21 protein-coding genes are annotated in these 25,810 nt (G+C 73.9%); 8 read left to right on the top strand and 13 right to left on the bottom strand.

Annotated elements, in window-relative coordinates; translation table 11 throughout:
• The 3 genes from LO763_RS00005 to LO763_RS00015 all read right to left on the bottom strand — a co-directional run.
• A partial coding sequence (locus LO763_RS00005; RefSeq protein WP_230599792.1) for an HNH endonuclease signature motif containing protein occupies positions 1–1,215 on the bottom strand: 1,215 nt, incomplete at its 3' end.
• A gap of 593 nt (positions 1,216–1,808) precedes the next feature.
• Positions 1,809–2,540 (bottom strand): helix-turn-helix domain-containing protein, encoded by a 732-nt coding sequence (locus LO763_RS29490; RefSeq protein WP_230599793.1) that lies wholly within the window; start codon positions 2,538–2,540, stop codon positions 1,809–1,811.
• 245 nt (positions 2,541–2,785) lie between these two features.
• Positions 2,786–4,858, bottom strand: a complete 2,073-nt coding sequence (locus LO763_RS00015; protein WP_230599794.1) for a PhoX family protein — start codon at positions 4,856–4,858, stop codon at positions 2,786–2,788.
• A gap of 263 nt (positions 4,859–5,121) precedes the next feature.
• Here LO763_RS00015 and LO763_RS00020 point away from each other — a divergent pair, with 263 nt between their 5' ends.
• The gene (locus LO763_RS00020) at positions 5,122–6,600 is read left to right on the top strand and encodes a glycoside hydrolase family 43 protein (protein ID WP_230599795.1); all 1,479 of its coding nucleotides are present in this window, start codon (positions 5,122–5,124) and stop codon (positions 6,598–6,600) included.
• Between the two features lie 85 nt (positions 6,601–6,685).
• Here the strand turns inward: LO763_RS00020 and LO763_RS00025 are convergent, their stop codons facing one another.
• The 4 genes from LO763_RS00025 to LO763_RS00040 form a co-directional block, all read right to left on the bottom strand.
• Positions 6,686–7,132, bottom strand: a complete 447-nt coding sequence (locus LO763_RS00025) for a universal stress protein (RefSeq protein WP_230599796.1) — start codon at positions 7,130–7,132, stop codon at positions 6,686–6,688.
• Positions 7,133–7,205: 73 nt separating this feature from the next.
• Positions 7,206–7,613, bottom strand: coding sequence for a VOC family protein (locus LO763_RS00030; protein ID WP_230599797.1), 408 nt, complete (start codon positions 7,611–7,613; stop codon positions 7,206–7,208).
• A gap of 33 nt (positions 7,614–7,646) precedes the next feature.
• The gene (locus LO763_RS00035; RefSeq protein WP_439650252.1) at positions 7,647–8,006 is read right to left on the bottom strand and encodes a helix-turn-helix domain-containing protein; all 360 of its coding nucleotides are present in this window, start codon (positions 8,004–8,006) and stop codon (positions 7,647–7,649) included.
• A 138-nt stretch (positions 8,007–8,144) separates the two neighbouring features.
• Complete coding sequence (locus LO763_RS00040) at positions 8,145–10,484, bottom strand: hypothetical protein (RefSeq protein ID WP_230599799.1); 2,340 nt, start codon at positions 10,482–10,484, stop codon at positions 8,145–8,147.
• A gap of 226 nt (positions 10,485–10,710) precedes the next feature.
• Here LO763_RS00040 and LO763_RS00045 point away from each other — a divergent pair, with 226 nt between their 5' ends.
• The 3 genes from LO763_RS00045 (at position 10,711) to LO763_RS00055 (ending at position 14,444) form a co-directional block, all read left to right on the top strand.
• On the top strand, positions 10,711–12,150 hold the full coding sequence (locus LO763_RS00045) for a basic amino acid/polyamine antiporter (RefSeq protein ID WP_230599800.1): 1,440 nt from the start codon (positions 10,711–10,713) through the stop codon (positions 12,148–12,150).
• Between the two features lie 58 nt (positions 12,151–12,208).
• Complete coding sequence (locus tag LO763_RS00050; protein ID WP_230599801.1) at positions 12,209–13,462, top strand: arginine deiminase; 1,254 nt, start codon at positions 12,209–12,211, stop codon at positions 13,460–13,462.
• 169 nt (positions 13,463–13,631) lie between these two features.
• Positions 13,632–14,444 carry a class I SAM-dependent methyltransferase gene (locus tag LO763_RS00055; RefSeq protein WP_230599802.1) on the top strand — a complete coding sequence of 271 codons (813 nt, stop codon included), beginning with the start codon at positions 13,632–13,634 and terminating at the stop codon, positions 14,442–14,444.
• An 84-nt stretch (positions 14,445–14,528) separates the two neighbouring features.
• On the opposite strand, the gene LO763_RS00060 is transcribed toward LO763_RS00055, so the two are convergent.
• Complete coding sequence (locus tag LO763_RS00060) at positions 14,529–14,999, bottom strand: carboxymuconolactone decarboxylase family protein (protein WP_230599803.1); 471 nt, start codon at positions 14,997–14,999, stop codon at positions 14,529–14,531.
• 176 nt (positions 15,000–15,175) lie between these two features.
• Between LO763_RS00060 and LO763_RS00065 the strand changes: the two genes are divergently transcribed.
• Positions 15,176–16,078: a sigma-70 family RNA polymerase sigma factor gene (locus LO763_RS00065; protein ID WP_369431891.1), complete on the top strand. Its 903-nt coding sequence runs from the start codon at positions 15,176–15,178 to the stop codon at positions 16,076–16,078.
• 136 nt (positions 16,079–16,214) lie between these two features.
• Here LO763_RS00065 and LO763_RS00070 read toward each other — a convergent pair whose 3' ends face one another.
• Positions 16,215–17,051 (bottom strand): aldo/keto reductase, encoded by an 837-nt coding sequence (locus LO763_RS00070; RefSeq protein ID WP_230599805.1) that lies wholly within the window; start codon positions 17,049–17,051, stop codon positions 16,215–16,217.
• A gap of 196 nt (positions 17,052–17,247) precedes the next feature.
• Here LO763_RS00070 and LO763_RS00075 point away from each other — a divergent pair, with 196 nt between their 5' ends.
• Both LO763_RS00075 and LO763_RS00080 read left to right on the top strand, forming a co-directional pair.
• Positions 17,248–17,718, top strand: coding sequence for a rhodanese-like domain-containing protein (locus tag LO763_RS00075; RefSeq protein ID WP_230599806.1), 471 nt, complete (start codon positions 17,248–17,250; stop codon positions 17,716–17,718).
• Between the two features lie 20 nt (positions 17,719–17,738).
• A complete protein-coding gene (locus LO763_RS00080; RefSeq protein ID WP_230599807.1) occupies positions 17,739–18,467 on the top strand; it encodes a PIG-L deacetylase family protein in 729 nt (242 codons plus the stop codon).
• 196 nt (positions 18,468–18,663) lie between these two features.
• On the opposite strand, the gene LO763_RS00085 is transcribed toward LO763_RS00080, so the two are convergent.
• The 4 genes from LO763_RS00085 to LO763_RS00100 all read right to left on the bottom strand — a co-directional run bounded on the left by LO763_RS00085 (position 18,664) and on the right by LO763_RS00100 (position 24,559).
• Complete coding sequence (locus LO763_RS00085) at positions 18,664–19,437, bottom strand: hypothetical protein (RefSeq protein WP_230599808.1); 774 nt, start codon at positions 19,435–19,437, stop codon at positions 18,664–18,666.
• Positions 19,434–19,970, bottom strand: coding sequence for a SigE family RNA polymerase sigma factor (locus LO763_RS00090; protein ID WP_230599809.1), 537 nt, complete (start codon positions 19,968–19,970; stop codon positions 19,434–19,436). Before LO763_RS00090 ends, LO763_RS00085 begins: the two co-directional genes overlap by 4 nt.
• 416 nt (positions 19,971–20,386) lie before the next feature.
• Positions 20,387–23,920 carry a glycoside hydrolase domain-containing protein gene (locus LO763_RS00095; RefSeq protein WP_304608758.1) on the bottom strand — a complete coding sequence of 1,178 codons (3,534 nt, stop codon included), beginning with the start codon at positions 23,918–23,920 and terminating at the stop codon, positions 20,387–20,389.
• A gap of 84 nt (positions 23,921–24,004) precedes the next feature.
• Positions 24,005–24,559, bottom strand: coding sequence for a histidine phosphatase family protein (locus tag LO763_RS00100; protein WP_230599810.1), 555 nt, complete (start codon positions 24,557–24,559; stop codon positions 24,005–24,007).
• A gap of 96 nt (positions 24,560–24,655) precedes the next feature.
• Here LO763_RS00100 and LO763_RS00105 point away from each other — a divergent pair, with 96 nt between their 5' ends.
• Positions 24,656–25,762, top strand: a complete 1,107-nt coding sequence (locus LO763_RS00105; protein WP_230599811.1) for a hypothetical protein — start codon at positions 24,656–24,658, stop codon at positions 25,760–25,762.
• Positions 25,763–25,810 lie beyond the last annotated feature (48 nt).

Raw genomic sequence — 25,810 nt, forward strand, 5'->3', positions numbered from 1 at the left:
CTGGCCGGGGCCGGTCTTGGTGACGGTCCAGCCTTCGGTGTGGAGGCGGCCGTGGTGGAACCGGCACACCAGGATCAGGTTCGCCGCCTCCGTAGGGCCGCCGTCAGCCCAATGCTGGATGTGGTGCGCCTCGGTCCACGCGATGGGCCGGGAGCAGCCGTGCCAGGCGCACCCTCCGGGCTGTTCAAGCTCGAGCTTGCGCCGCAGGGCCACATTCGGGAGGCGCAGGGCGCGGCCGAGTTCGACCGCTTCGCCGGTGGCGTAGTTGAACACGGCGGGGATCACGGCGCCTTCGCAGGCGAGGAGCCGGGCTTGGGCGAGGGAGATCGGGTCGCCGTCCAGCAGGGGCACCCGCCCGGTGTCCTCCCCGCGCAGCGTCGCGATGTCCACGGTCAGGTGCAGGGTGGCGGTGTGCCCGTGCCGCGTCGCAGCCTCCGGCGAGGACCCATAGCCCGCGAGGAGCTGGTGCAGGGCTTCGGCGTGCCGGTTCGCCTGCGGGGGCAGGACCCCGTCGGTGTCGGTCTCGTCCTGGCGGGGCGGGGGGCAGGCGGTCTTCAAATACTTGTCGAGGAGGCGCCCGGTGGTGGCGGTGAGCTCGGCTTCGAGGTGCCACATGCCGTTGCCGGTCTCGACCAGGTCGAGGCGCTGGAGGGACTGCTCGCCGAGCGCGTCGAGCAGTTCGGTTTCTGCGGCGATGGCCGCCCACAGCCCCTCGAGGTGCCGCTGCAGGTCGGTGAACGGGGCGTGGGTGCAGTACTCGCTGACCATCGCCTCGGGCGTCGCGCAGAAGACCGCGTCATCGAAGGGGGAGGGGACGGGTGCCCGGAAGGGGGTGCGGGCGAACAGGCGCATGGCCGGGGTCTGGTCGAGTTGCCGGACGGCGTAGGCGACCTGATCGATCCGCGCCCGGCCCGACGTAGCAGCCTCGGTGAGGATCCGGAACTTGCCCGAGAGGCGCGCGATCGCCGCGATCGCTCCGGCGGTGTTGAACGTGAAGTCGAACTGCGACAGCAGCAGATCCCGCAGCGCCGAGAACCCGAAGGCCGAGCGGTGGAGGTTCTGCCGCTTCATGTCGATCACGGCGGCGAGCACCTGGGCGTGATGGGCGTTGATCGCCGAAGCGGCGGAGTCGAGGGTGGCGCGCAGTTCCCTGGCTTGGGCGGCGCGGTCGGTGCCGATGAGAGAGGGAGCGTCCGCGGTGGTGGTGGTGTTCATCGGGGGCTCGCCTCCCTTCGGCAGTGCCGCTGTTCTCGAATGTGTTCTCGGTTGTCGTTCCTTCGTACTCCATCAAGTGTGACAGGACGACTCCGGACTGTCATCGGTCGAAGGTATGAAAAACCGCCCGATCACCCCTAACTTTCGTCAGGGTCCCCTGCGGCCCAACACGAACCACCACCCCCGCTACACCCGGCGCCCCGACCACCCCACACCCGACAGCCGCCACCCCACCCCCGGGCGCCCACCCACCTCTTCGTCGCTGCCCGCTCTGACTCCGACCCGCCCGCCACCCGCACCCCGAGGACCGATCCCATCCAAAGGGCACCTTTCCGTCGCCGCCCGCTCTAACGCCACGCCACCACCACCCGCACCCCGAAAACCAGGCCGATCTCAAAGGCACCTCTCCGTCGCCGCCCGCTCTGACTCTGACCCACCCGCCACCCGCACTCCGAGGCCCAACCTCGCCCAAAGAGGCCCTCCTCGTCGCCGCCCGCCCTGACCCCGGCCCCTCTCACCGCGTACCAGCCGCCAGCCGCCAGCCGCCGACCAAAATGCCCGACTGCACGTCTCGCCGCCGACTACGCGCAGCGCTAGTCCTGCGTCCCGGCTCCGAGTCCGGTCGGCGTCCTGCCCGACCAGCGCCGCACCTGCCGGCTCAGGTGGGCCTGGTCGGCGTAGCCCTGCTCCGCGGCGACCCTCGCCCAGTCGGGATCGGCGCCCGCGAGCGAGACCGCTCGGCGAAACCGCAGGATCTGCTCGAGGACCTTGGGCCCGTAGCCGACCGCGGCGATCACGCGGCGGCGCAGCTGCCGCTCCGAGAAGCCCAGTTCGCGGGCCATCGCCCCGATCGCTGGCGGGCGCGGCCGATCGAGCGCCTCGGCGACGGCCAACGCCACCGGGTCCGGCGCGAACCGCGCCGCCCTGGCGCGCAGCGCTTCCGCGAGCCGTCCGGCGATCCGCCACGGGTCGGGCTCATCGGCCAGGCGGTCCTTGAGGCGGCCCGCGTCGCTCCCCCACACCTCGGTCAGCGCGGGCTGCGCATCGCGGACCGCGCTCGCGGGGACCTCGCCGAGCAGGAGCCGCGCGGCGCCCGGCCGCAGGCGCACCCCGGCGACCGGCTCGCCGGGTCCGAGCCCGACCTCGCGGTGCGCGGAGTCGGGTCCGGCGATCTCGAGGCGGCCGCGCATCCAGATCAGGTCGACGCACCCGTCCGGCACGACGCGTGTCGCCGCATCCCCGGCCCGGCGCGTCCACGCGCACGGGGACCAGGCGCCCAGGTCGCCCGGGACGGGGCGCTCCTCGTAGCTCGGACCGGTCGGCACGCTTCCAACGTAGCGCCGCCCTGTGACAAGAGCGTGGGCGCGGCAGGGGATCGCCTCGGCGAAGGCGCGTGCCGTCTCGCCCGGTGATCGGGGCCCTCGGTCGACGGCCGCCGCGCAGGCCTCCCCGGCCATGGGTCGTCTTCACCCCGGCGGTCCGCGGGAACGGCGCGAGACGGGGGCGGCGGTCCCCCGTCTCGCGGCCTCGCGGCACGGGGCGGCGTCTGGAGGAGCGCCGCCCCGCCGTCTCAGCGGCCGATGCGGCCGAAGTGCTTCCGGGTCACGTTGACCACGGCGGGCCGCGGGATGCTCCCGGGGCCGTCGGGCCACTCCGAGAGCGGGTTGTCGTAGCTGGCGCCGTCGATCTCGCCCGGGTGCTGGGCGGCGATGAGCACGTGCCGGTCCTGCACGACCGGCCCGCAGGTCTCCGCGCCGCGGGGCACGGTGAGGAACTGCTTGACCTGGCCGCGGTGGGAGCCGTCGAGCGCCACGGCGAACAGGCCGTCGTTGTTGCCCAGAGCGTTGCCGTCGGTGGAGATCCACAGGTTGCCGTGCGGGTCGAAGGCGACGTTGTCGGGGCAGGAGATCGGCGAGACCTGGTCCTTGGGGAACCCGCCGAAGTAGGTGCCCGGGTCCTCGGGGTCGCCGCAGACCAGCAGCAGGTTCCAGCCGAACTTCCGGCCGGTCGGGTCGCCGTGCTTCTCCTCGAGTTCGAGGACCTGGCCGTGCTTGTTGCCGTTGCGCGGGTTGGCCTCGTCGGCGGGGGCGTTGGAGCCGGTGCCGCGCGCGGTGTTGTTGGTGAGGGCGACGTAGACCTTGCCGGTCTTCGGGTTGGGCTCGACGTCCTCGGGGCGGTCCATCTTGGTGGCGCCGACGGCGTCGGCGGCCTGGCGGGTGAAGATGTACACCTCCTCGGCGGTGAAGCCGTCCACGTAGGACTTGTCGCCCTCGGCCAGCCTGATCCACTCGCCGGAGCCGTCGAAGCGCTCGTCCTCGGGGAGGGTCCCGGTGCCGTCGATCTCGTCGGCGCTGTCGCCGGTGAACTTGGCGACGTAGAGGGTGCCCTCGTCGAGGAGGGTGCGGTTGTGCTCGCGGGCGCGGCGGCTCGAGCCCCACTTCATCTTCTTGTCGGAGACGAACTTGTAGAGGTAGTCGAAGCGCTCGTCGTCGCCCATGTAGACGACGACGCGGCCGTCGCGGGCCAGGCGCGGCCCGGCGCCCTCGTGCTTGAAGCGGCCGAGGGCGGTGCGCTTGCGCGGCGCCCAGTCGGGGTCGTAGGGGTCGACCTCGACGATCCACCCGAACCGGTGGGGCTCGTTGGGCTCCTGGAGGAGGTCGAAGCGCGGGTCGTACTGCTCCCACCGGCGGTCGGAGGCGCCGCCGCCGAAGCCGTAGCGGGCCAGGCGGGCCTTCTCGTCGGCGTCCTCGATGCTCGCGAAGTTCGCGAAGTACTGGTTGAAGTTCTCCTCGCCGGAGAGGACGGTGCCCCACGGGGTGGTGCCGCCCGCGCAGTTGTTGAGGGTGCCGAGCACGGTGGTGCCCTCGGGGTCGGCGGTGGTCTTGAGCAGGTCGGACCCGGCGGCGGGGCCGGTGACGGTGAAGGGGGTGGTGACGGTGATGCGGCGGTTGAGCTCGTCGCCGACGCGGGGCGTCAGCTCGCCGGAGCGGCGGTCCTCGTCGAGGGCGACGACGGACATGCCGTGGGCGGCCCAGGCGGTCTCGACCTGCTCGCGGGTGGGGGCGTCGCCGTCGTAGCCGGGGAACATCATCGACTCGCTGGTGTACTCGTGGTTGGCGACGAGCACTTTCCGGCGGCGGCCGTCGGGGTGGTCCAGGAGCGCGGCGTAGTCGTTGTTGTAGCCGAACTGGCCGGCCTGCGCCTCGGGGGTCTGGTCCTCGGGGTCGAACTCGGGCGCGCCCTTGAGGATCGGGTCGCCCCAGGCGATCACGACGTGCTGCTCGTACCCGTCGGGGATGGACACCTGGTCGTTCTGGTTGGGGGCGACCGGCTCGAAGTCGAGGCCGCGCGGGCCGCGGCTCCACCACGCGGAGGCGGCGGGCTCGTCGGTCCGGCCGGCGGCGGCGGGGGCGGCGAGCGCTCCGGCGGCGCCGGCGGCCACGGTCGCGACGACGCTGCTGCGCAGCAGCGAGCGGCGGGAGACGGCCTGCGCGATGAGGTCGCCGAGGTAGGGGTTCTGCGAGGTGTTGGGCACGGGGTGGCTGCACGCGTTGCCGCAGCGGTAGGCGCAGGTCATCGCCGAGCGTCCGCCTTGATGGGGGGCGAACAGCGGCAGTCGGCGGCGATCGGATGGGGATTGCATCACGGCTCCAATTCGGTCCGGTGTGCGCGAGCGGGGCGACCCGCGCTCGGGTTGTCTCTCACCTGTGTGGAAGCTATGCGCCGCGGGTGTGCGGTTCCACCAATCCCAAGTGAACTCCAGGCAAACGGCCGCTAGCGGGAGAATCCGGGAATCCGTCACACGAGTCGGGGAGGGGTGGCCGGTTGACAAAGTTTATCGACGCAACTTAACGTGGGGCGGCCGCCGGCCGGGCGGCGAACCGCCGCACCAGGGAGGGCCCCGCCTTGCACCGACCGACCGCGTCCGCCGCCGAGCACCCGATCGTCCCGGGCTTCTACCCCGACCCCACGCTCTGCCGGGTCGGCGAGGACTACTACCTCGCCCACTCCAGCTTCGAGTACTTCCCCGGCGCCCCGCTCTTCCACAGCCGCGACCTGGTGTCCTGGAAGCAGATCGGGAACATCCTGACCCGCCGGGGCCAGTTCCTGCCCGGCGACCGGCGGCCCTCGGGCGGGATCTACGGGTCGACGCTGCGCCACCACGGCGGCCGCTTCCACTTCGTCACCACCAACGTCGGCGACCCCGGGTCGGGCCAGACGATCGTGACCGCCGAGGACCCGGCGGGCCCCTGGAGCGACCCGGTGTTCGTCCCCGAAGCGGTCGGCATCGACCCCGACCTCGCCTGGGACGAGGACGGCGAGTGCTACCTGACGTGGGCGGGCGCGAACGCCGACGGCGAGGGCCGCATCCTCCAGGGCCGCCTCGACCTCAAGACCGGCGCGTTCGCCGGCGAGCCGTACCCGGTGTGGCAGGGCACCGGGCTCGCCGCCCCCGAGGCGCCGCACCTGTACCGGACCGGCGGCCGCTGGTACCTGGTCCTCGCCGAGGGCGGGACCGAGCGCGGCCACGCGGTCACGGTCGCCCGCGCCGACCGGCCCGAGGGCCCGTACGAGCCCTGCCCCTCCAACCCGGTGTTCAGCCGCCGGTCGACCGCGCACCCGGTCCAGAACACCGGGCACGCCGACCTGGTCGAGACCGCCGAGGGCGGCTGGGCCGCCGTCTACCTGGCGGTGCGCCCGGGCGGGTTCACGCCGGGCTTCCACGTGCTCGGCCGCGAGACGTTCCTGGCGGGCGTGGACTGGGCCGACGGCTGGCCGGTCTTCGACCCCGATCGCTACGAGGTCGAGCCCGCGGACACGGCGTTCGCCGACGACTTCGCCGGGGACCTGCACCCGCGCTGGGTCTCGCCCGGCGGCGAACCGGGGGCGGTCGGCGCGCCGCACCCCGAGGGGGGCCTGGAGCTGCGCGACCCGGGCGACCGGTCGCCGGGGCTGCTGTGCGCGCGCGTCCGCGACCACCGCTGGACGGCCACGGCGCGGTTCACCGGCTCGGGCCGGTTCGAGGTCCGGATCGACGACCGGCACAAGTACGGCCTGCGCTTCGCCGACGGCGCGGTCACCGCGTACGCGCGCATCGGCGGCGTGAGCGCCGACCTCGGCTCGGCGCCGGCCCCCGAGGGCCCGGCGACGCTGCGCATCGACGCGGTCGAGTGCGACGCCGCGACCATGACCGCCTACGGCCCCGACGACCTCGTGCTCTCGCTCCAGGGCGCCGGCGGCGCGGTCGAGCTGGCGCGCCTGGACGGCCGCTACCTGTCGACCGAGGTCGCGACCGGCTTCACCGGCCGGGTCCTCGCGCTCGGCGCGGTCGGGGGCGCCTCGCGGCTGCACCGCGTCGCCTACACGCCCGCGATCGCACCGTAAGGAGGACGACGCGAAGCGGCCCCGGGGCTCCCCGGGGCCGCTTCGCGTCGGTCGCACGCCGACAATGCTTCTCGGACAGCGGGTCTCACTCGTGGTCGTGGACGACGACCACCGGGCATTTCGCGTGGGCGACGCAGTACTGGCTCACCGAGCCGACCAGCGTCCCCACGAAACCGCCGTGGCCCCGGCTGCCGACGACGAGGAGGTCGGCGTCCTCGGCCATGTCCAGCAGCGTCTTGGCGGGGTGGCCCGCGACGGCGTGCGTCTCGACGCGCACCCCGGGCCGGTCCCGCACGGCCTCGCCCACGGCCGCGTCCAAGGACTGCTTCGCGGCCTTCTCGAAGTCCTCGCCGCTGGGGAGCACCATCATGCCGGTGCCGTACATGACGGGGACCTCCCAGGCCTGCACGGCCTCGACGTCGGCCCCGGTCGCCTCGGCCTGCCCCAGCGCCCACGCGAGCGCCTTGGCCGCCGCCGGCGAGCCGTCGACGCCCACCACGATCCGCTGCCGCGCCTCCGCTGACGTGTCCATGTCCGCTCCTTCCGCTGCGACGGTTCCGTCCCGCGGGAGTACCCGGCGGGCCCGATCCCCAATCCGGCGCGGGTCAGCCGGGGAGCTGGGCGATCCGGATGTGGTTGCCGAAGGGGTCGCGCAGGGCGCAGTCGACGCCGTAGGGCTGCTCGGTGGGCTCCTCGGTGAACTCGACGCCGCGGTCGCGCAGGCGCCGGTAGGTGCCGCGGCAGTCGTCGGTGACCAGGAAGGTCGCGCCGAGGGCGCCCTTGGTGACCAGGTCGCGGACCTGCGCGGCGGTCTCCTCGCCGTGCGAGGGCGGCCCGGGCACCTCGAGGAGGATCTGCCGCTCGGGGTGCCCGGGGACGCCGACGGTGAGCCAGCGCATGAACCCGAGGTCGACGTCGGCGCCGACCTCGAAGCCGAGCTTGCCGACGTAGAAGTCGAGGGCCTCCTCCTGGTCGAGGACGAACACGCTGTGGATGTTGATTCCTGTGAGCATGGCCCCAGCCTATGGGCGCGGCGGCGGCGCGGCTTATCCGAAACTGCGCTTCCCGCCGGCCGGGGTCCGGGTCCAGGACTTGACGAAGCAGACCGGGACGCGGAGCGGGACCGCCTCGGCGCGGAAGCGGCTCGGCGAGCGGCCGACGACCGCGGTGAAGGTGCGGCTGAAGGTGCCGAGGCTCTCGAAGCCGACCGCGAGGGCGATGCGCGTGACGGGTTCGCCTGAGTCGCGGAGCATGGCGCAGGCGCGTTCGATGCGGCGGCGCTGGAGGTAGCGGTGCGGGGTCTCGCCGAACGCGTCGCGGAAGCGGCGGCTGAAGTGCGCGGGGGACATGAGGGCGACGCGGGCGAGCGCGGGCACGTCGAGCGGTTTCGCGAAGTCGCGGTCCATGGCGTCGCGGGCGCGCAGCAGGCGGCGGTTCCGGTCCTCAGTGGCGCTCGGCAACCCCGCCTCCCCGGTCCTGGGGCTCCGCCGCCGGTCGCGGGGCGGGGCCGTGTCGCGCCAACGGTACCGCGGCCGCCGGGGGGTCTACCGCGCCGCGAGGGCGGCGGGGCCCGCGGGCAGGTCGTCGGGGCCGGGGCGCCGGCGCATCCGGGCGGACGGCCAGAGGTACCGGCGGAACATGGAGCCGACGGCGGCGATGACGACGGCCAGCGTCAGCAGCGTCCACAGGCGGTCGCTCCCCACGTTCGCGGCCTGCCAGATCTGGAAGGCCGTGCAGAAGCCCAGGGCGGACAGGGAGATCGTGATCGCCTCCCGGGAGTGGTGCTTCCGGTCGGCCTCCCAGCGCTGCATGTCGGCCTCGGTCTGGTCGGCGACGACCTCCGCCAGCCGGGCCCGGAACGCCTGCACCTGCCGGTCGATGCCGCTGTTCTCCAGCAGCCGCAGCAGGATCGCGGCGTGCGCCGAGGACCGCAGCAGGTTCGGGGAGTACAGGACCGCGATGACCCGCCGCGTCTCGTCCTGGAACCGCGTGAGCAGGGCCCGCTGCGTCTGGAGCTGCCGCAGCAGGTGCGGGCGGTAGGACTTGGAGTAGTAGTCGTAGTCGTCCCTGATCTTGGCGTTGGCCGTCTGGTAGTCGTCGAGCTGCTGGTTCCACGCGCCCAGGGCCCCGCCGATGCACACGGTGAAGTCCGCGAGCGCCTCGAGTTCGGCGGAGAGGTTGCTCGGCGTGTCGAGGGAGGCCACGACCGTGGAGTTCTCGGTCGATATGAGCAGGTCGCCCTCGTTGCGCAGGCCGCGGATCACCTTGTGGCGCAGGCCTGAGAGGCGCGACCAGTCGCCGATGGACTCCTTCGTGGCCGGGGCGGCGTTGAGGAGCCCGGAGGCGCCGAACAGCTCGAGCAGCCGCTCCCCGTCGCGGACGGGCCGGGCCCGGTCCTCGCGGCCCGGCCGGTACTCGCTCGCGTGCTGGATGCGCAGCAGCACGTGCGGGCGGCCGCGGTGGATCACGAGCCGCTTCGGCCGCCCGGGCTCGAGGTGCTCGGGCAGGTCGACGTTGAGGACGGTCCGGGCGAACCGCGAGAGCCGCTTCCAGGTCCGGTCGGTGCCGGGGGAGGCCACGGCCACGGTGCCGTGCTCGCGCAGGCCGCGCAGGAGCACCGCGTTCAGGTCGTGCGGGAGGAGGTCGCGCACGGGCCGCTCCAGGCGCAGGCAGTGCATGCCGAGCGAGGTGAACCGGACGGAGACCTGGAGGGTCTCGACGGCGTCCCCGACGGTGATCGCGACCGGCGGGAGCCGCAGCTCGACGCCGTCGAACCGCTGCCCCTGGCGGGAGTGCGGGTGCCAGATGTCGGAGTGCGCGGTGAAGTGCTCGCTCAGCCCGACCGGGCGCAGGCGGTCCGGGCCGGCCGCCGCGTCCGGGCCGGCGACGGCGTCCCGCAGCCGCTCGACGATGTCCCGGTAGTCGATGCCGGTGGCGCCGAAGGGGTAGAGGTAGGCGATCCGGGCGCGGTCGATCCGCAGCCACGGGACGCGGCGGTGCTCCCGGAAGCGCTCCAGGGCCTGCTGGAGGGCCCCGATCTCGCTGAGTTCGGTGAACGAGTCGGCGGGGGTGCTGCGGGCGGCGGCGTCGACGGTCCTGATCGCGGCCGACACGTCCGACCAGCGGCCCTCGGTGGCGGCCTGGACGCCCCGGTTCGAGGCGAGCAGGGCGTGGTTGTACCGCACGCGGGTGCGCGTCTGCTCCCGGATGTGGGCGGCGATCCGCGCGGTCAGGTCCGGCGGGGCGCCGCGGCCGCGGCGCCGCCCTTCGGGCGGGGCGAGGGGCTCGGCCGCGGCGGCGACCGCGCGGCAGGCGTCGAGGACCGCTTCGATCGCCGCCCGCTGGAGCGGCAGCGACCCGGTGTGGAGCTGGTCCTCGGCGTTGATCTCGGCGCGCAGCAGCGCCAGGTGGTCCAGGGTGAGGCGCACGAGCGCCCCGTCCCGGTCCGGCCGGTCCGCCCACGCCGCCTCGGCGGCGCGCGTGAACGCCTCCTGGGTGAGGCGGAGCCGGTTGAACCGGTAGGTGTGCTGCCACGCCTTGCGGAAGCACTGCCGGAACCACAGGCACAGGAGCGAGCGGTCGACCGCGTCGAGCCCGCAGGAGGCGGCGGCCGCGAAGACCCGGTCGATGTGCGCCTTGAACCCGGCCTCGTCGTAGGTCGCGATCCCGGAGTAGGCGGGCGGCACGTACTCGGCCCGGTCGGGCCGGGTCTTGATGAGGTGGCCGTTCCAGTCGACGCAGGTCTTGATGGCGGCGGGCGAGCCCTCGGGAGGGAGCAGGCGCTCGAGGTACGACTCCAGTTCGTCGTACCGCTCCTCCTCGAAGGCGCGGAAGGCCCGCGCGGCGGGGTCGTCGGGGTCGGCTTCGGCGGCGGTGGGGTGCATGACGGCGCTGTCCTTACTGCTCCCGTCCGGACCGTGACGACCCGCCGGTCCGAGGTCGCGCGCTGGGGAGGGGCCCGGCAACGACCTCCATCGTATTGAACCCGCGCGTCCCCCAGGGGCCCCGCGTTTGCTGCGAACCCCGTCCGCGGCCCGGATACGGCGATATATTCAGGCCACCGCCGCCCGTGGTCCGCCCGGCCACACGCTGCCGACCTGCGAGGACGCCATGGCGCAATCCGACACCGCGGTCCAGGGCCCGCCCGCCGCGAAGCTCGCCTTCTGGACCCTCACCTCCATGGTGGTCGGCTCCATGGTGGGCGCGGGCGTGTTCTCGCTGCCGCGCCGGTTCGCGCAGGAGACCGGCGTCGCGGGCGCCCTCGTGTCCTGGGCCGTCGCGGGCACCGGCATGCTCATGCTCGCCTTCGTCTTCCAGCGCCTCGCCGTGCGCCGCCCCGACCTCGACGCGGGCGTCTACGCCTACGCGAAGGCCGGCTTCGGCGAGTACCCCGGGTTCTTCTCCGCGTTCGGCTACTGGGCCAGCGCCTGCGTCGGCAACGTGACGTACTGGGTCCTCATCATGTCCACCGCTGGCGCGCTCGTCCCGGCGCTGGGCGACGGCGACACGGTCCTGGCGATCGTCCTCTCCTCGGCCGGGCTGTGGGGGTTCTTCCTGCTCATCAGACAGGGCGTGAAGGAGGCCGCGGCGATCAACCGGATCGTCACCGTCGCCAAGCTCATCCCCATCGGCGTGTTCGTGCTCCTCGCGCTCTTCGTGTTCGACCCGCAGGCGTTCGCCGCGAACTGGGGCGGCGCCGACTACGCGGGGTCGCTGTTCGACCAGGTCCGCGGCACCATGCTCGCGACCGTGTTCGTGTTCCTCGGCGTCGAGGGCGCGAGCGTCTACTCCCGGCACGCCAAGCGCCGCGAGGACGTCGGGCGGGCGACGGTCACGGGCTTCCTCTCGGTCTTCGCGATCTTCGCGTCGGTCACGATCGTGTCCTACGGCGTCATGCCGATGGAGGAGATCGCCGAGCTGCGCCAGCCGTCCATGGCCGGGGTCCTGGAGGCCGCCGTCGGCACCTGGGGCCTGGTGCTCGTCTCGGTCGGCCTGGTCGTCTCCGTGCTCGGCGCCTACCTGGCGTGGACGCTCATGGCCGCCGAGGTGCTGTTCGTGGCCGCGAAGGACAAGGACATGCCGCGGTTCCTCGGCCGCGCCACGGCCGCGGACGTGCCGGTCCCGGCCCTGGTCATGTCCACGGCGCTGAGCCAGCTCTTCCTGTTCGTCACCTACTTCTCCGAGGACGCGTTCAACTTCGCGCTCGACCTCACCAGCTCGCTGACGCTCATCCCGTTCCTGCTCGCGGCCCTGTTCGCGGTGAAGGTGGCCGCCGGGCGCGGCGGTGCGGCGGGACGCGGCACCGGCGGCGAGCTGACGGTCGCGGTCCTCGCCGCCGCGTACACGGCGTTCCTGCTGTTCGCGGCCGGACTGAAGTTCGTGCTCGTCTCCCTCATCGTGTACGCCCCCGCGACCATCCTGTTCGTCATGGCCCGCCGCGAGCAGGGCCGGCGCCTGTTCAGCCCCGGCGAGGCGGTGCTCCTGGCCGTCTCGGTCGCCGGGGCCGTGCTCGGCGTCGTCGCGCTCGCCGCCGGCTGGCTGCGCATTTGAAGACCGGTGCATCTGACCCGCGGCCGGGAGGCGCCGCGGGACGAGGGGGGAGAACGCCATGACCGATCGAGTCCAGGCCGTCCACGGAGTCCACTCCGAGGTCGGGAAGCTGCGGAAGGTGCTGGTGTGCAGGCCCGGCCTGGCGCATCGGCGCCTGACCCCGACGAACGCCGGCGGGCTCCTGTTCGACGACGTCATGTGGGTCGAGAACGCCCAGCGCGACCACGCCGACTTCGTCAACAAGATGCGCACCAGGGGTGTCAAGGTCGTCGAGCTGCACGACCTGCTCGCCGAGACCGTGGCCGACCCGGCCGCCCGGTCGTGGCTGCTCGACCGCAAGATCACCGTCAACGAGGTCGGGCTCGGCCTGGTCGAGGCGACCCGCGCCCACCTCGAGTCGCTGACCGCCGCCGAACTCGCCGAGCTCCTCATCGGCGGGCTCGCCACCACCGACCTGCCCGAGGACCTGCGCCCGCCCTATGTCGCGCTGGCGCGCGAGTCGACCGGCGCGCGCGAGTACCTGATGCCGCCGCTGCCGAACACCCTGTACACCAGGGACACCACGTGCTGGCTCTACGGCGGCCTGACCCTCAACCCGCTGTACTGGCCCGCGCGCCGCGACGAGACGCTGCTGATGAAGGCGATCTACATGTTCCACCCCGAGTACACCGGCTCCCAGGTGTGGTGGGGCGACCCGGACGAGGACTGGGGGCAGGCCACGTTCGAGGGCGGCGACGTCATGCCGGTCGGCAACGGGGTGGTCCTGGTCGGGATGAGCGAGCGCACCTCCCGGCAGGCGATCACCCAGGTCGCGCGGGCCCTGTTCGCGCGGGGCGCGGCCGAGCGCGTCATCGTCGCCGGGATGCCGAAGCTGCGGGCCGCGATGCACCTGGACACGGTGTTCACCTTCGCCGACCGGGACGTGGTGACCCTGTACCCGCGCATCATGGCCGCGGTGCACGCGTTCTCGCTGTTCCCCGCCGACCGGGAGCCGGGCGTCGAACTGGTCGACCACGGTTCGGCGGCGTTCACCGACGTGGTCGCCGGGGCCCTCGGCCTCGACGGCCTGCGGGTCATCGAGACCGGCGGCGACGAGTACGCCTCCGAGCGCCAGCAGTGGGACTCGGGCAACAACGCGGTCGCGCTGGAGCCGGGCACGGTCATGACGTACGACCGGAACACGCAGACGAACACGCTGCTGCGCAAGGCCGGGATCGAGGTCGTCACCATCGTCGGCGCCGAACTGGGCCGCGGGCGCGGCGGCGGCCACTGCATGACCTGCCCCATCAGCCGCGACCCGGTCGACTACTGAACGGGGCCGCACGTCAAGCGGGCTGTCGCATATGCGATCTGACCGCTTTCCGCCTGCGCCGCCCTCGCCGGGGCCATAGGTTTGGAGGCATGGGTTCGGAGGCACGGGTTCGCAGGCGCGGGTTCGCAGGCGCGGGCCGGGCCGCCGGGGGCCGCAGTGAGGAGCAGCCGTGGACACGTCCGAAGGCCGGTACCTGCTCGACGACGACGCCGCCGAGGCGCCCGCCCGGTTCGCGGTGCTGGAGCGCCGCTACGACGCGCACACCCGCGAGTGCCTCGACCGGATCGGCCTCGCGCCCGGGGCGCGCTGCCTCGAAGTGGGCGCCGGGTCCGGGTCGGTCGCCGCGTGGATGGCCGAGCGCGTCGGCCCCGGCGGGTCGGTGCTCGCCACCGACCTCAAGCCCGCGCCCGCCGACGGGGCGCCCGCGAACCTGACCGTGGCGCGCCACGACATCGTGCGCGACCCGCCGCCCGAGGGCGGGTTCGACCTCGCGCACGCCCGGCTCGTCCTGATGCACCTCCCCGACCGGCTCACCGCGCTCGCGAACATGGTCGCGGCCCTGCGACCGGGCGGGGCCCTGCTCATCGAGGACTTCGCGCTGGCGTTCACGCCGGTGCTCCGCTCTCCCGGCCCGGAGGCGACCGCCCTGTTCGAGGAGGTCCACGAGGCCTTCGTGCGGGTCATGGCCGGGGCCGGCGCCGACCTGCGCTGGGCGGAGCGGTCGTTCGCGGCGGCCCGCGAGCTCGGCCTGGCCGACCTGCGGTCCGCGGTGTTCACCGAGACCTGGGAGGGCGGCGGCGAGGGCATCGCCCTGCACCGGGTCAACATCGGCCAGCTGCGGCCCCGGCTGCTCGAGCGCGGCGTCGCCCCCGAGCGGCTGGAGCGGTTCGAAAGGCTGCTGCAGGACCCGGCGTTCGCGGTCACCTCCTACTCGCTCGTCTCCGTCTGGGGCCGCAGACCGGCCGAGGGCGCCGAGTCCTGAACCCGGAGCCCGGTCGAGGCGGCGGCCCCGGCCCCGCCGGGGACGTACCCGTACGGCGCGGCCTGCGGGACCGCGACCGGGCCCCTAGCCCCACCGGCCGGGGACGTACTCCCCGCCGGGGAGCCGCGTGATCGCGTTCATGCGGTTGTAGGCGTTGATGAGCGCGATGAGGGAGACCAGGGCGGCGAGCCGGTCGTCGTCGAAGTGCTCGCGGGCGGCCTCCCAGACGTCGTCGCGCACGCCCTCGCCGTCGGCGAGGCGCGTGCCCGCCTCGGTGAGCGCGAGCGCGGCACGCTCCGCCCCGGTGAAGACGGTCGCGTCGCGCCAGGCGGCGATCATGGCGAGGCGGACCGGGTCCTCGCCGGCGTGGACGGCGTCCTTGGTGTGCATGTCGAGGCAGACGCCGCAGCCGTTGATCTGGCTCGAGCGGATCGTCACGAGCGCGCCGATCGCGTCCGGCAGGGCGGCCTCGGCGACGGCCCTCGCGGCCGAGTTGAGGCCCTTCTGGAACTTGGCGCCGACGGGGTTCGAGTAGTAGTCGAGGCGGGCTTTCATGGGGTGCTCCTTCGCGGTTCGTTCGATGCACCACGAGGACGGACCGCGCCGCGGTCGTGTGACCGCCGCGGGGGCCGACGTGTCGAAGGCCATATGCGGGCCGCGGCAGGCCCCGAGCGGTCACGTTCGGGGCCGCAGCGGCGTCATACCCTCGAACGCCGACGGAGGGACGCATGATGAACGATGAGGCGCTGCACGACGACCAGTGGCTGGCCCGCCGCTTCGAGGCCGACCGGCCCCGCCTGGAGGCGGTGGCCTTCCGGATGCTCGGCTCCTCCGGCGAGGCCGAGGACGCCGTGCAGGAGGCCTGGCTCCGCCTGGCCGCCAGCGACGCCGGCGCGATCGCGAACCTCAGCGGCTGGCTCACCACCGTGGTCGGGCGCGTCTGCCTCGACCAGCTGCGCCGCCGCCGGTCCCGCGCCGAGCAGGCGATGCCCGTGTTCGAGGAGGGCGGCCCCGCGGTCGAGCCCGCCGACCCGTCCGGGCCCGCCGCCGACCCCGAGTCGGCGGCGCTCCTGGCGGACTCGGTGAGCCTGGCGCTCCTGGTGGTCCTGGAGACGCTGGAGCCGGCTGAGCGGCTCGCGTTCGTCCTGCACGACATGTTCGCGGTCCCGTTCGGCGACATCGCGCAGATCATCGGCCGCACCCCGGTCGCCGCCCGCAAGCTCGCGAGCCGGGCCCGCTCGCGGGTCCGGGGGACCGGCGAGCCGCCGAGCCGGGACGTGGGCCGCCAGCGCGCCGTGGTCGAGGCGTTCCTGGGGGCCGCGCGGGACGGCGACTTCGACGCGCTCGTCGCCGTCCTCGACCCCGACGTCACCGCCCGCACCGACGGCGGGTCCGTCGGGCCGATCATCCGCGGCGCCGCGCAGCTCGCGGGCGGCGCGATCACCTTCTCCACCATGGCGAAGGCCGGGGAGCTGGTCCTCGCGGACGGCAAGGTCGGCGTCATCGCGCACGCCGGGGACCTCGGCACGCGGATGCTGGTGTTCACCGTCGAGGGCGACCGGATCACGGCCCTGGAGGCGGTCACCGACGCCGACCGCCTGCGCGGCATGGAGCTGACGCTCCTCAACGCGTGAGCGCAGAAGCCCGGGCGTGTGGGCGGACGCGCAGGCGAAAGGCCCGGCCGCATGGGCGAAGGGTCCGGGTCGGGGCGCCCGCGGGAGCCCCGACCCGGACCCGAAGGCGCTGGGCGCCTTCCGCTTCGGGCGGCGCCTAGTGGCCGAACTCGTCCGAGTCGGCGGCCGCGGCCTCGCCCTGGTCGAGCGCGGACAGGGCCATCACGTCGTCGGGGTCGAGCGAGAAGTCGAACACGTCGAGGTTCTGCTCCAGGCGCTCGGCGTTGCTCGACTTCGGGATCACCGCCAGGCCCAGGTCCAGGTGCCAGCGCAGCACGACCTGCACCGGGGTCTTCCCGTACTTCTCGGCCAGCTCCAACACCAGCGGGTCCTCGCGCACCGAGCCGCCCTCGCCGCCGATCGGCGACCACGACTGCGTCACGATCCCGCGCTCCTTGTGGTACGCGCGGGGTTCCAGGCGGGTCGTCAAGGGGCTCAACTGGATCTGGTTCACGTCGGGGATGACGCCCGTGGCCTCTATGATCCGGTCCAGATGGGACGGTTTGAAGTTCGAGGTGCCGACGGCCTTGACGCGGCCGGTCTCCAGGAGCCGGACCAGGCCCTGGAAGGCCTCCACGTAGTGCCCGTGCTGCGGGTTCGGCCAGTGGATGAGCAGCAGGTCGAGGTAGTCCAGGCCGAGCTTGTCGAGGCTGCGCTGGCAGGCCTCGGCGGCGAGGTCGACGCCGTGCCACTCCCGGTTGAACTTGGTGGTGACGAACAGGTCCTCGCGGTCGACCCCGGAGGCCTTGAGCCCCAGGCCGACACCGCGCTCGTTGCCGTAGTTCTCGGCGGTGTCGACGAGCCGGTAGCCGAGCCCGACCGCCTCGGCGACCACCCGCTCCGACTCGGCGTCGTCCATCGGCCAGGTGCCCAGCCCCAGGCGGGGCATGGCCGCGCCGTGCGCGAGTTCGACCGTCGGTGCTACAGGTGCCATGGTGGTAAGCCTCTCTGCTCGGGTGCACCGCCGCGGCGGTGCGGTCGCGAGGGTGCGGCGGTTGCCGCGCCCTACGCTACCGCCGACCGGATACCCGGCGGACGGCGCGAATCACCCCGCGCGCCCCGCGCGTCCCACCAGGCGGCACCTTTGTACCGGCTCGTCGTATTTTTGTACCGGCACATAGATTCCGACCATGGGTACGAACGAGAACGCCGTCCTGCGCGTCCCCGCGGCCTCTCCGGCCGACGCGCTCGCCTACTTCACCGGCCAGCTGGCCTTCCGCACCGACGTCTCCGACGTCCACTCGGCGCTGGAGGGCGGCGAACCGGGCTTCACGCTCGTGGACTCGCGCGGTGCGGCCGCGTGGGGCCAGGGCCGCGTCCCCGGCGCCGTGCACCTGCCGACCGACGAGATCGCCGCGCGCGCCGCCGGACTGGTCGACCCGGCCCTGCCGGTCGTCGTCTACTGCTGGGGGCCGGGCTGCAACGGCGCCTACCGGGCGGCGGTCGAGTTCGCGCGGCTCGGGTACCGCGTGAAGGAGATGATCGGCGGCATGGAGTACTGGATCCGCGAGGGCCTGCCGGTGGCCACGGACGCGGGCGTCGAGCGCGGCGAGCCCGACCCGCGCACCGTGCCCGTGGACGGCGTCTCCTGCGCCTGCTGAGGGCGGGCCATAATCGAGCCATGACCGAACTGCTTCCCATGCCCGAGGACTGGACTCGCGCACTGGCCATCGTGGCCCACCCCGACGACATGGAGTACGGGGCGGCCGCGGCCGTCGCGCGCTGGACCGGCGAGGGCCGCGAGGTCGCGTACCTCATGGTCAGCCGCGGCGAGGCCGGGATCGACACCATGAGCCCCGAGGAGTGCGCGCCGGTGCGCGACGCCGAGCAGCGCGCCTCGGCCGCGGTCGTCGGCGTCTCGTCCGTGGAGTTCCTCGACCACCGGGACGGCGTGATCGAGGCCGGCGCGGCGCTGCGCCGCGACCTCGCCGCCGCGATCCGGCGGCACCGGCCCGAGCTCGTGATCACGTTGAACCGGCGCGAGTACTTCAACCCGGGGCACTGGAACAGCGCCGACCACCGGGCGGTGGGCGAGTCGGTGCTCGACGCCGCCAACGACGCGGGGAACCGGTGGATCTTCCCCGAACTGGCCGAGGAGGGCCTGGAGCCGTGGGGCGGGGTGCGGTGGGTGGCGCTCGCGGCCTCGCCGGAGTCGACGCACGCGGTCGACGTGACCGGCACGCTCGAGGCCGGGGTGGCCTCGCTCCTGGAGCACCGCGCCTACATCGCGGCGCTCACGGACGAGGACCCCGAGACGTATGTGCGCGGGTTCCTGACGGCGTTCGCGGAGGCCTCGGGCGAGCGCTTCGGCACCAGGTACGCCACCACCTTCGAGCTGATCAACTTCTGACACGCGCCGCGGCGGCGTCGAACGGGCCCGTGGCCGGGCGGGCGCCCGGCGGCTCCGTCCGGTCCGCCCCCTTTGAGGGGCGTGGAGGGGTCTGCGGCCGCCCGCCGCGCCCCCGCTCCGGGATGCCGGAGCGGGGACCGGGTCGCAGTCCGGTCCCCGCTCTCGCTCTGGGGTCCACCGCGGCGGGCGCGGCAGTTCAGGCGAAGCCGCCCTCCGCCCGTCCGTCCTCGCCGGACTCGGTGGCGGCCTCGAAGGTGTAGTCGTCGTCGTCGGCGCTGCGCGGCCCCGACCCGTGGTTGAACTGGCCCGCGAACGTGTACTCGCCCGCGGGGAGCACCTCGCCGTCCCGCAGGGTCCAGCGGTACACCAGGTAGCCGTCCTCCTCCGCGACCTGGGCGTCGCTGAGGCGGCTGTCGGTGGTCCACGCCCCGGTGGACTGGAGGCCCTCGCCGATCGCGACCCGCAACTCCACGCTCAGCTCGGTGAGCGCCTCGTCGTTGCGCAGCGTCAGGTTCGCCTGCGACCAGTAGTCGTTGCTGCCCTGGCCGACCGATCCGTCCGTCGACAGCCACGCGGGGGGACCGGCCTCGCCGGACTCCTCCTGGCCGGTCGTCCCGGCCTCGCCGCCGGTGGTCTCCGAGGCCTCCCCCGTGGAGGTCTCGGCGCCGCTCGAGGGGTCGGGGGCCCCGGGGGCCGAGGTGGCGGGGCCGGCCGCGGGCGGGTCGGGGGTCGGGCCGACCACGGGGCCGAGCCCGAGGCTCTGCCCGAAGACGACGACGGCGCCGATGAGGACCACGGCCGCGCCGGTCGCCAGCGCCAGGTGCGAGATCCGCCAGCCCGTGCGCTCCGGTTCGGCCCGCGCGCCGCGCGGCTCGCGCATCCCCTCGGACACGCGCGACCACATCCGGTCGCGGTCCGGCTCGTACTCCTCGGCGCTCGCGCGGAGCCGGTCGGGCAGTTCGTCGCTCACCGGTCCGCCCCGTTCCGCAGCGGGGCCCGCCCGGCCTGGGGGCCGAGGAGGCGCCGCAGTTCGGCCAGGCCCTTGGACGTCTGGCTCTTGACGGTGCCGATCGAGACGCCCAAGGCCTCGGCGGTCTCGCGTTCGGACAGTTCGAGGGAGTGGCGCAGGACCACGCAGGCGCGGCGGCGCAGCGGGAGCCGGGCCAGGGCCTGGCGCACGTCGAGCACGGCGGCCGAGTCGGGGCCGTCGTCGGATTCGCCGGGGCGCTGCCAGAACAGGGTGTTGCGGCGGCGTTCGCGCACGGCGGTGCGGATGCGGGTCTTGGCGAGGTTGGCGACGATGCCGCGCGCGTAGGCGATCTGGGACCGGGCCCGGCGGGCCTGGTCCCACTGCCGCCACACCGCGAGCATCGCGTCGGCCGCGAGGTCCTCCGCCGCACCGCGTTCGCCGATGAGCAGCCACGCGAACCGGGCCAGCTCGGCGTGGTGCCGCTCGAAGAAGGCGCGGAAGGCGTCCTCCTCCAGGTCGGCGGGGACGTCCAACGGAGGGCCTCCGGTCGCGGGTCGATGACGGGGAGGCGGCGATTCTAGCAGCCTGACCAAGTCGTCCTCGCTTCCCGACGAGCGCGCAGGCGCGGGCACCCCCGGTGTCCGCGCCTGCGGCGTCTCTCCATGGCAGGAAAGCCTTTCCGTGCATCCGTCTGTTCGCTCGCGGTGCTTCGCGGCCGGGTCGGCCGTCGCGCCCTGAAGGCGACGGAGCCGACGCGGCCGCGGCACGGCCGTGCCGCGCGTCTCGGTGCGGCCGTGTGCGTTCCCCGCGGAGGGGTGGTGTGGTGCGGCGAGCCGGGTTGCCGCACCGTCCTGTAGTTGCCGCGGACGCCGCGAAGGTTGCCCCGGATTCGAGGATTTCTTCGACGGGGCGCCGATCCGGTGCCGGTGGGGCGGGAGGGGAGGGCGGGTCAGCCGATGGGCGCGGGGAGGTCGGCCCCGCCGAGGAGTCCGGCGAAGAGGCCGTCGAAGACGGCCGCGCGGTCGAACCGCATCGCCCAGTCGCGGGCGGCCGCCGCGGCGGCCGCGCGTTCGGCGGGGTCCGTCGCCAGGGCCCGGTCGAGGGCCGCGGCGAGCGCGGCCGGGTCGGAGTGGGGAACCTCGATCGCGTGGTCGCCCACGGCCTCGGGGATGCCGCCGGTGCGGGTGGTGATGACCGGCCCGCCCCCGGCGAGCATCGTCTCGACCAGGGCGATCCCGAAGGTCTCGACGAACTCGGGGCGCGGTTTGGACGGGAGCGCGTAGGCGGCGCATCCGTTCATGAGCAGCGGCTTCTCCTCGTCCGAGACGTCGGTGAGGAACAGGACGCGCTCGTCCCCGGCGGCGAGCGCCCTGGTGTCGTCCAGGGCGGGGCCGGTGCCGGCGATGACGAGCCGGTGCGTGCCGAAGGCCCGGGACGACCGGTAGGCGGCGATGAGGTCGTCGGCGCCCTTGGCGGCGGCGACGCGGGAGAGGAAGAGGAGGTAGCCGTCGCGTTCGAGGCCGCGGGCGGCGAGGGCCGCGTCGACGGCGGCGGGGTCGGCGCCGGTGTAGGCGGCGGCGTCGACGGCCGGGTAGGACACCTGGACGCGGGCGGCGGCCTCGCCGGCGAAGCGGGTGCCGCAGGCTGCGTCGACCTGCTCGGCCGCTTCGACGATGAGGTCGCGGGTGTAGGCGGAGACGGCGACGCAGCGGTCGTTGGCGAGGTAAGTGGCGAACAGCGAGGCGGCGGCGCCGATGTCGCCGCGTGCGATGCAGGAGCGGACCACGTTGGTGATGTCGGAGCCGACCGCTTCGGCGACGGTGGTGACGTCGGCGGCCAGTCCGCAGGCGCGTGCGGACCGCAGGGCGTGGATCACGGCGTCGGTGTGCGGGGACAGGTACATGGACATGCACACCGTCGGCACGCCGTCGGTGAACAGCTCGAAGAGCCGCCCGGCGAGCCCGAGGAGGTGGCGGCCGTCGGGGACGCGGTAGTCGCCCACGGGGCCGGGCCGCTCGACGGTGATCCCCGGCGAGTAGGGCAGGAGCTCGCCGAGCGGTTTGAGCGGCAGGCCCGCGGCCTCGAGCGCCGCGACCGTCCAGGTCACGATGCGGACGTCGTCGAAGCCGCGGGTGAGGGCGACCTCGGCGAGGCCGCGGGCCTCGGTGGCGTGGCCGCAGATGACCGGGTCGGCGCGGACGACGATGACGAGGCGCCGGGACGGGCGGGGCTGCTCGCTCATGGGTAACTCCCGAGTGCCGGCGCTCCGGGCGCGCCCGGAGCGGTCGGAGGCGGACGGCGGGCGCGTCTTCCTCGCCCAGTCGGACGGTTCGGGGCCGAGGTCGATCTCCAGCCGCCCGCCGCCGTGCAGCTGGTTGCCGGTGATGAAGCCGCGGTCCAGGGGCCTGCCGTTGAAGCGCGCCGACCGGACGTACCGGGGCGCGCCGCCGGCGGCGTCGGCGCCGATGCCGGTCTCGACGTGGCCGGTGGTGACCAGTTCGAGGTCGTTGCCGCCGAATCGGAGGTCGGCGGCGGCGAACGCGGGCGCGTTGACCAGGAACAGGTTCTGGCCGGCGACGGGGAAGAGCCCGAGGGAGGCCCAGACGTACCACGAGGAGAGGGCCCCGGAGTCGTCGTTGCCGGGGAGGCCGCCGCGGCCGGTCCCGAACTGGTGGGCGAGGGCGGCGTGGACGATCTCGGCGGTGCGGTCGGGGCGTCCGGCGTAGTGGTAGGCCCAGGGGGCCTCCATGTCGGGTTCGTTGTTGAGGCCTTCGAAGCGGTCGAGGTCCAGGCCCATGGCGAACTCGGGGCCGAACGGCGGGGCGCCGAGCTGGGTGACGGGCGCGGCGCCGTATCCGAAGAAGCGGTCGAGGAGCGCGGTGAACGCCCGGTCGCCTCCGGTGAGGGCGATGCGGGCGGCCATATCGTGCAGGAGCCGGAAGGAGTAGTTCCAGCGTCCGCCCTCGTAGAAGCTGGAGTCGCGCAGGAGCCCGTCGGGGCCGAACGCGTTGGTCCAGCCGCGGGCCTTGGCTTCGAGTTCGTCGGCGAGCCCGTGGTCGCCGAGGCCGCGGGCGACGATGGCGGTGCACCAGTAGCCGGTGGCGAGGTCGAGGGTGTGGGCGACGGGGTGGACGAGGCCGTGCTCGGCGTAGTCCTCGCCGTAGCCGCGGCGCAGGTCGTCCTGCATGTGGACGAGGGCCCAGTCCCATTCGAGGCCTTCGAGCCCGAGTTGGAAGCCGTCGGCGAGCACGGTGTGGGCCAGGGCCGAGGCCTGCCGGAAGAACCGGTCGGAGCCGCGGGCCATGCGGTAGCCGATGGGGAGGTTGCCCTCCTCCTCGGCGACGCGCACGAGGGTTTCGAGCATGTCGGCGCCCTTGGCCGGGTCCAGGGCGGTGAGCAGCGGAAACTGGGTCTTGTACATGTCCCACATGGTCGCGATGTCGAACACGAAGGGGCCCTTGGAGGGCCAGAAGGGGCTCTCGTCCTCGGCGAAGCAGGGCTTGATGAGGGAGTGGTAGAGGGCGGTGGCGAACACGGTGCGGCGCTCGGGGGTGCCGCCGTGGACCTCGACTCGGGAGAAGTAGGAGGACCAGGCCTCGTGTGCGGCGGCGCGGGCGCGGTCGAAGCCGGCGTCGCCGGGGAGGGCCTGCTCGAGGTTGCGGCGGGCCTGGTCGGTGCCGCGCATGGAGAAGCCCATGCGGATCTCGACGGTGGCGCCGGCGCGGAGGGGGCCCATGAACATGAGGCCGAAGGGGCGCAGGGTGGTGCGGCGGATGTAGTCGAAGTCGAGGCGGGTGCCGCCGTCGACGCGGCGGCGGTCGTACCAGACGAGCTGGCGCCAGCCGCCCGGCGTGTCGGCGTCGATGTAGACCGAGAGGGGGACGCCCTCCATGACGACGGTGCCCTGGGCGCGGCCTTGGCCGAGGCTTTCGAGTCCGGCCCGGAGGGGGACGGTGGTGCCGTGCTCGATGGCGAGGCCGCCGTAGGAGAAGTCGACGACGACGCGGGCGGAGGCGGTCTCGGGGAAGGTGTAGCGGTGGACGGCGGTCTTCTCGCCGACGGTGAGCTCGCAGCGGATGCCGGTCTCGAGGGTCGCGGCGTAGTAGCCGGGTGCGGCGGTCTCGTCGCGCAACCGCCAGCGGGTGCCGAGGGCGTCGAGCGGTTCGAGCATGGGGGTGACGCGGAAGTAGTTGTAGTACTTGCGGATCGCGCCGGTGCCGGACTGCTGGAAGTGGGTGAAGCCGCTGGCGACGTAGTCGTCGTAGATCGGCTGGGGCGCGCCTTCGGTGGCGATGCCGTAGCGGCCGTAGCCGGTGGGGTAGGCGCCCGAGCAGGCGCAGGCCGAGACCATGCCGAGGGGGTGGCAGGCGCCGGGGTGGGTGTTGCCCACCTGGGCCTTCGGCCACCACCATGTGGCGGCCGGCCCCTGCGCCGCGGGCAGATCGGTGGCGGCCGTACCGATGAACGGGTCAACGCTGTGCAAGATGCGATCGAGATTAGAGTCCGTTCGTCACGCCCTCGTTACAGCGTGGTGAACGTGCGAGCAGCGGCGCGGTTCCGCCCGCCGTCAGCCGCCGAGGTGGTCCGCCGCGGCGATCGCGATGACGTCCGATCCGTCGAGGGTGGTGATCGCCCCCGGCGGCACGCCTTCGCGCAGCAGCGCCTCGGGGACCCGCTCGTCGCCGAGGAGGGTCCGCAGGAGGTCGACGGTGACGCCGCCGTGGCAGGCCACCGCGATGGGGCCCGCCGCGCCCCGGTCCTCCAGGAACGCCCGGAACCGCTCGCCCGCCGCCCGCGAAGAGTCGCCTGTGGACGGTGTGAAGTCGCGGTCGGCGGCGGTCCGCGCCCAGTCGGCGGCGAAGCGCGCGAACGGGACGGCGCCGTCCCAGTTCATCCGCTCGGTCACGCGCGCGTCGACCCGCACCTCGAGGCCGCACGCGTCCGCGACGATCGCGCCGGTCTGCCTGGCGCGCAGCAGGGGTCCCGCGTACACCGCCCGCAGTCCCTTGGCGCGCAGCCGTTCCCCGGCCAGGGCGGCCTGCTCGCGGCCGCGCCCGGTCAGGCCCGGGTCGCCCGGCCCGCGCTCCTTCTCCCCGTGCTGCACTAGGTACACGATGCCCATCGCCGCAGCGTAGCCCCGGGGGTAAGGCTGTCCCCACCTTTTATTCGGCGGCTCACGGCAGTGCGCGGCGGCACCGGCCCCCATAGCGTCAGGGGCATGAACGAGACCTTCGCGACCGCGCCGGCCGGCACCATCCGCGCCCGCCACCGCCGCCGCACGCTCCAGGACCGGGCCGCCGCCTCCGGCCTCGCGCTCACCGCCGGCGGCCGCCGCTGGCACCGCCCGCTCGTCGTCCTCGGCGTCGCCTGCGCCGTCGTCGCCCTCGCCTCGCTGCTGGCGATCCCCTTCGACGACCGCGTGATCCAGGGCGAGTCGGTGTGGATCAAGGCCGCCAAGTTCGGCTTCTCCTTCGCCGCCTACTGCCTCTCGCTCGCCTGGCTCCTGGCGCACATGACGAAGCTGCGGCGCACCGGCTGGGTGCTCGGCACCCTGTTCGCGGTGATCAGCGCCGCCGAGGTCGGCGTCATCGTCGCGGCCGCCGCCGCGGGCGCCTACAGCCACTTCAACACCTCCGACGACCCGTTCAACCAGGTCGTGCAGTTCGCGTTCCAGTTCGTGCCGGTCATGTTCATGGTGAACGCGGCCATCGCGGTCGTGGTGCTGTTCCAGCGCATCGGCGACCGGGCCGTCACGGCGGTCGTGCGCTGGGGCCTGATCCTGTCGACCCTGGGCATGTTCGCCGCGCCCTTCATCGTCTCCGTGGGCGGCCAGGGCGAGCGCGTCGCGGAGGACGCGAACGGCGAGCAGGTCGTGCTCAACGCCGCGCACGGCGTGGGCGACCCGGACGGCAACGGCATGTTCCTGACCGGCTGGTCCACCACCGGCGGCGACATGCGCGTCGCCCACTTCATCGGCCTGCACGGCATCCAGGTCCTCATCGGGCTGGCGATGCTCCTGGGCTTCGTCGCGGCCCGCCGGGCCTGGCTGCGCGACGACCGGGCCCGGGCCGCGGTCGTGCGCTGGACCGCGATCGGCTGCCTGGGGGTCTACGCGACCGCGGTGTGGCAGGCCCTGCGAGGCCAGTCGTTCGCCGCGCCCGACGCCGCGTCCCTGGCCGCCTACGGCGCCTCCGTGCTCGCGGCCGCCGCCGGGATCGCCCTGGCGGTGCGCCGGGCCCGGCGGGCGGCGCCCCCGCTCGACGGCTCGCACGAGGCCCTCGCGGTCGACGCGGCCGAATGGGAGCCCGCCGTCCCCCTCCGATAACGCTTTCCGTACGGCGTTGCGCCGGGGCCGGGGCCGCCGTAGGCTGGC

This window comes from Glycomyces amatae (assembly GCF_020991375.1).
GTDB classification, from domain to species: Bacteria; Actinomycetota; Actinomycetes; order Mycobacteriales; family Micromonosporaceae; genus Glycomyces; species Glycomyces amatae.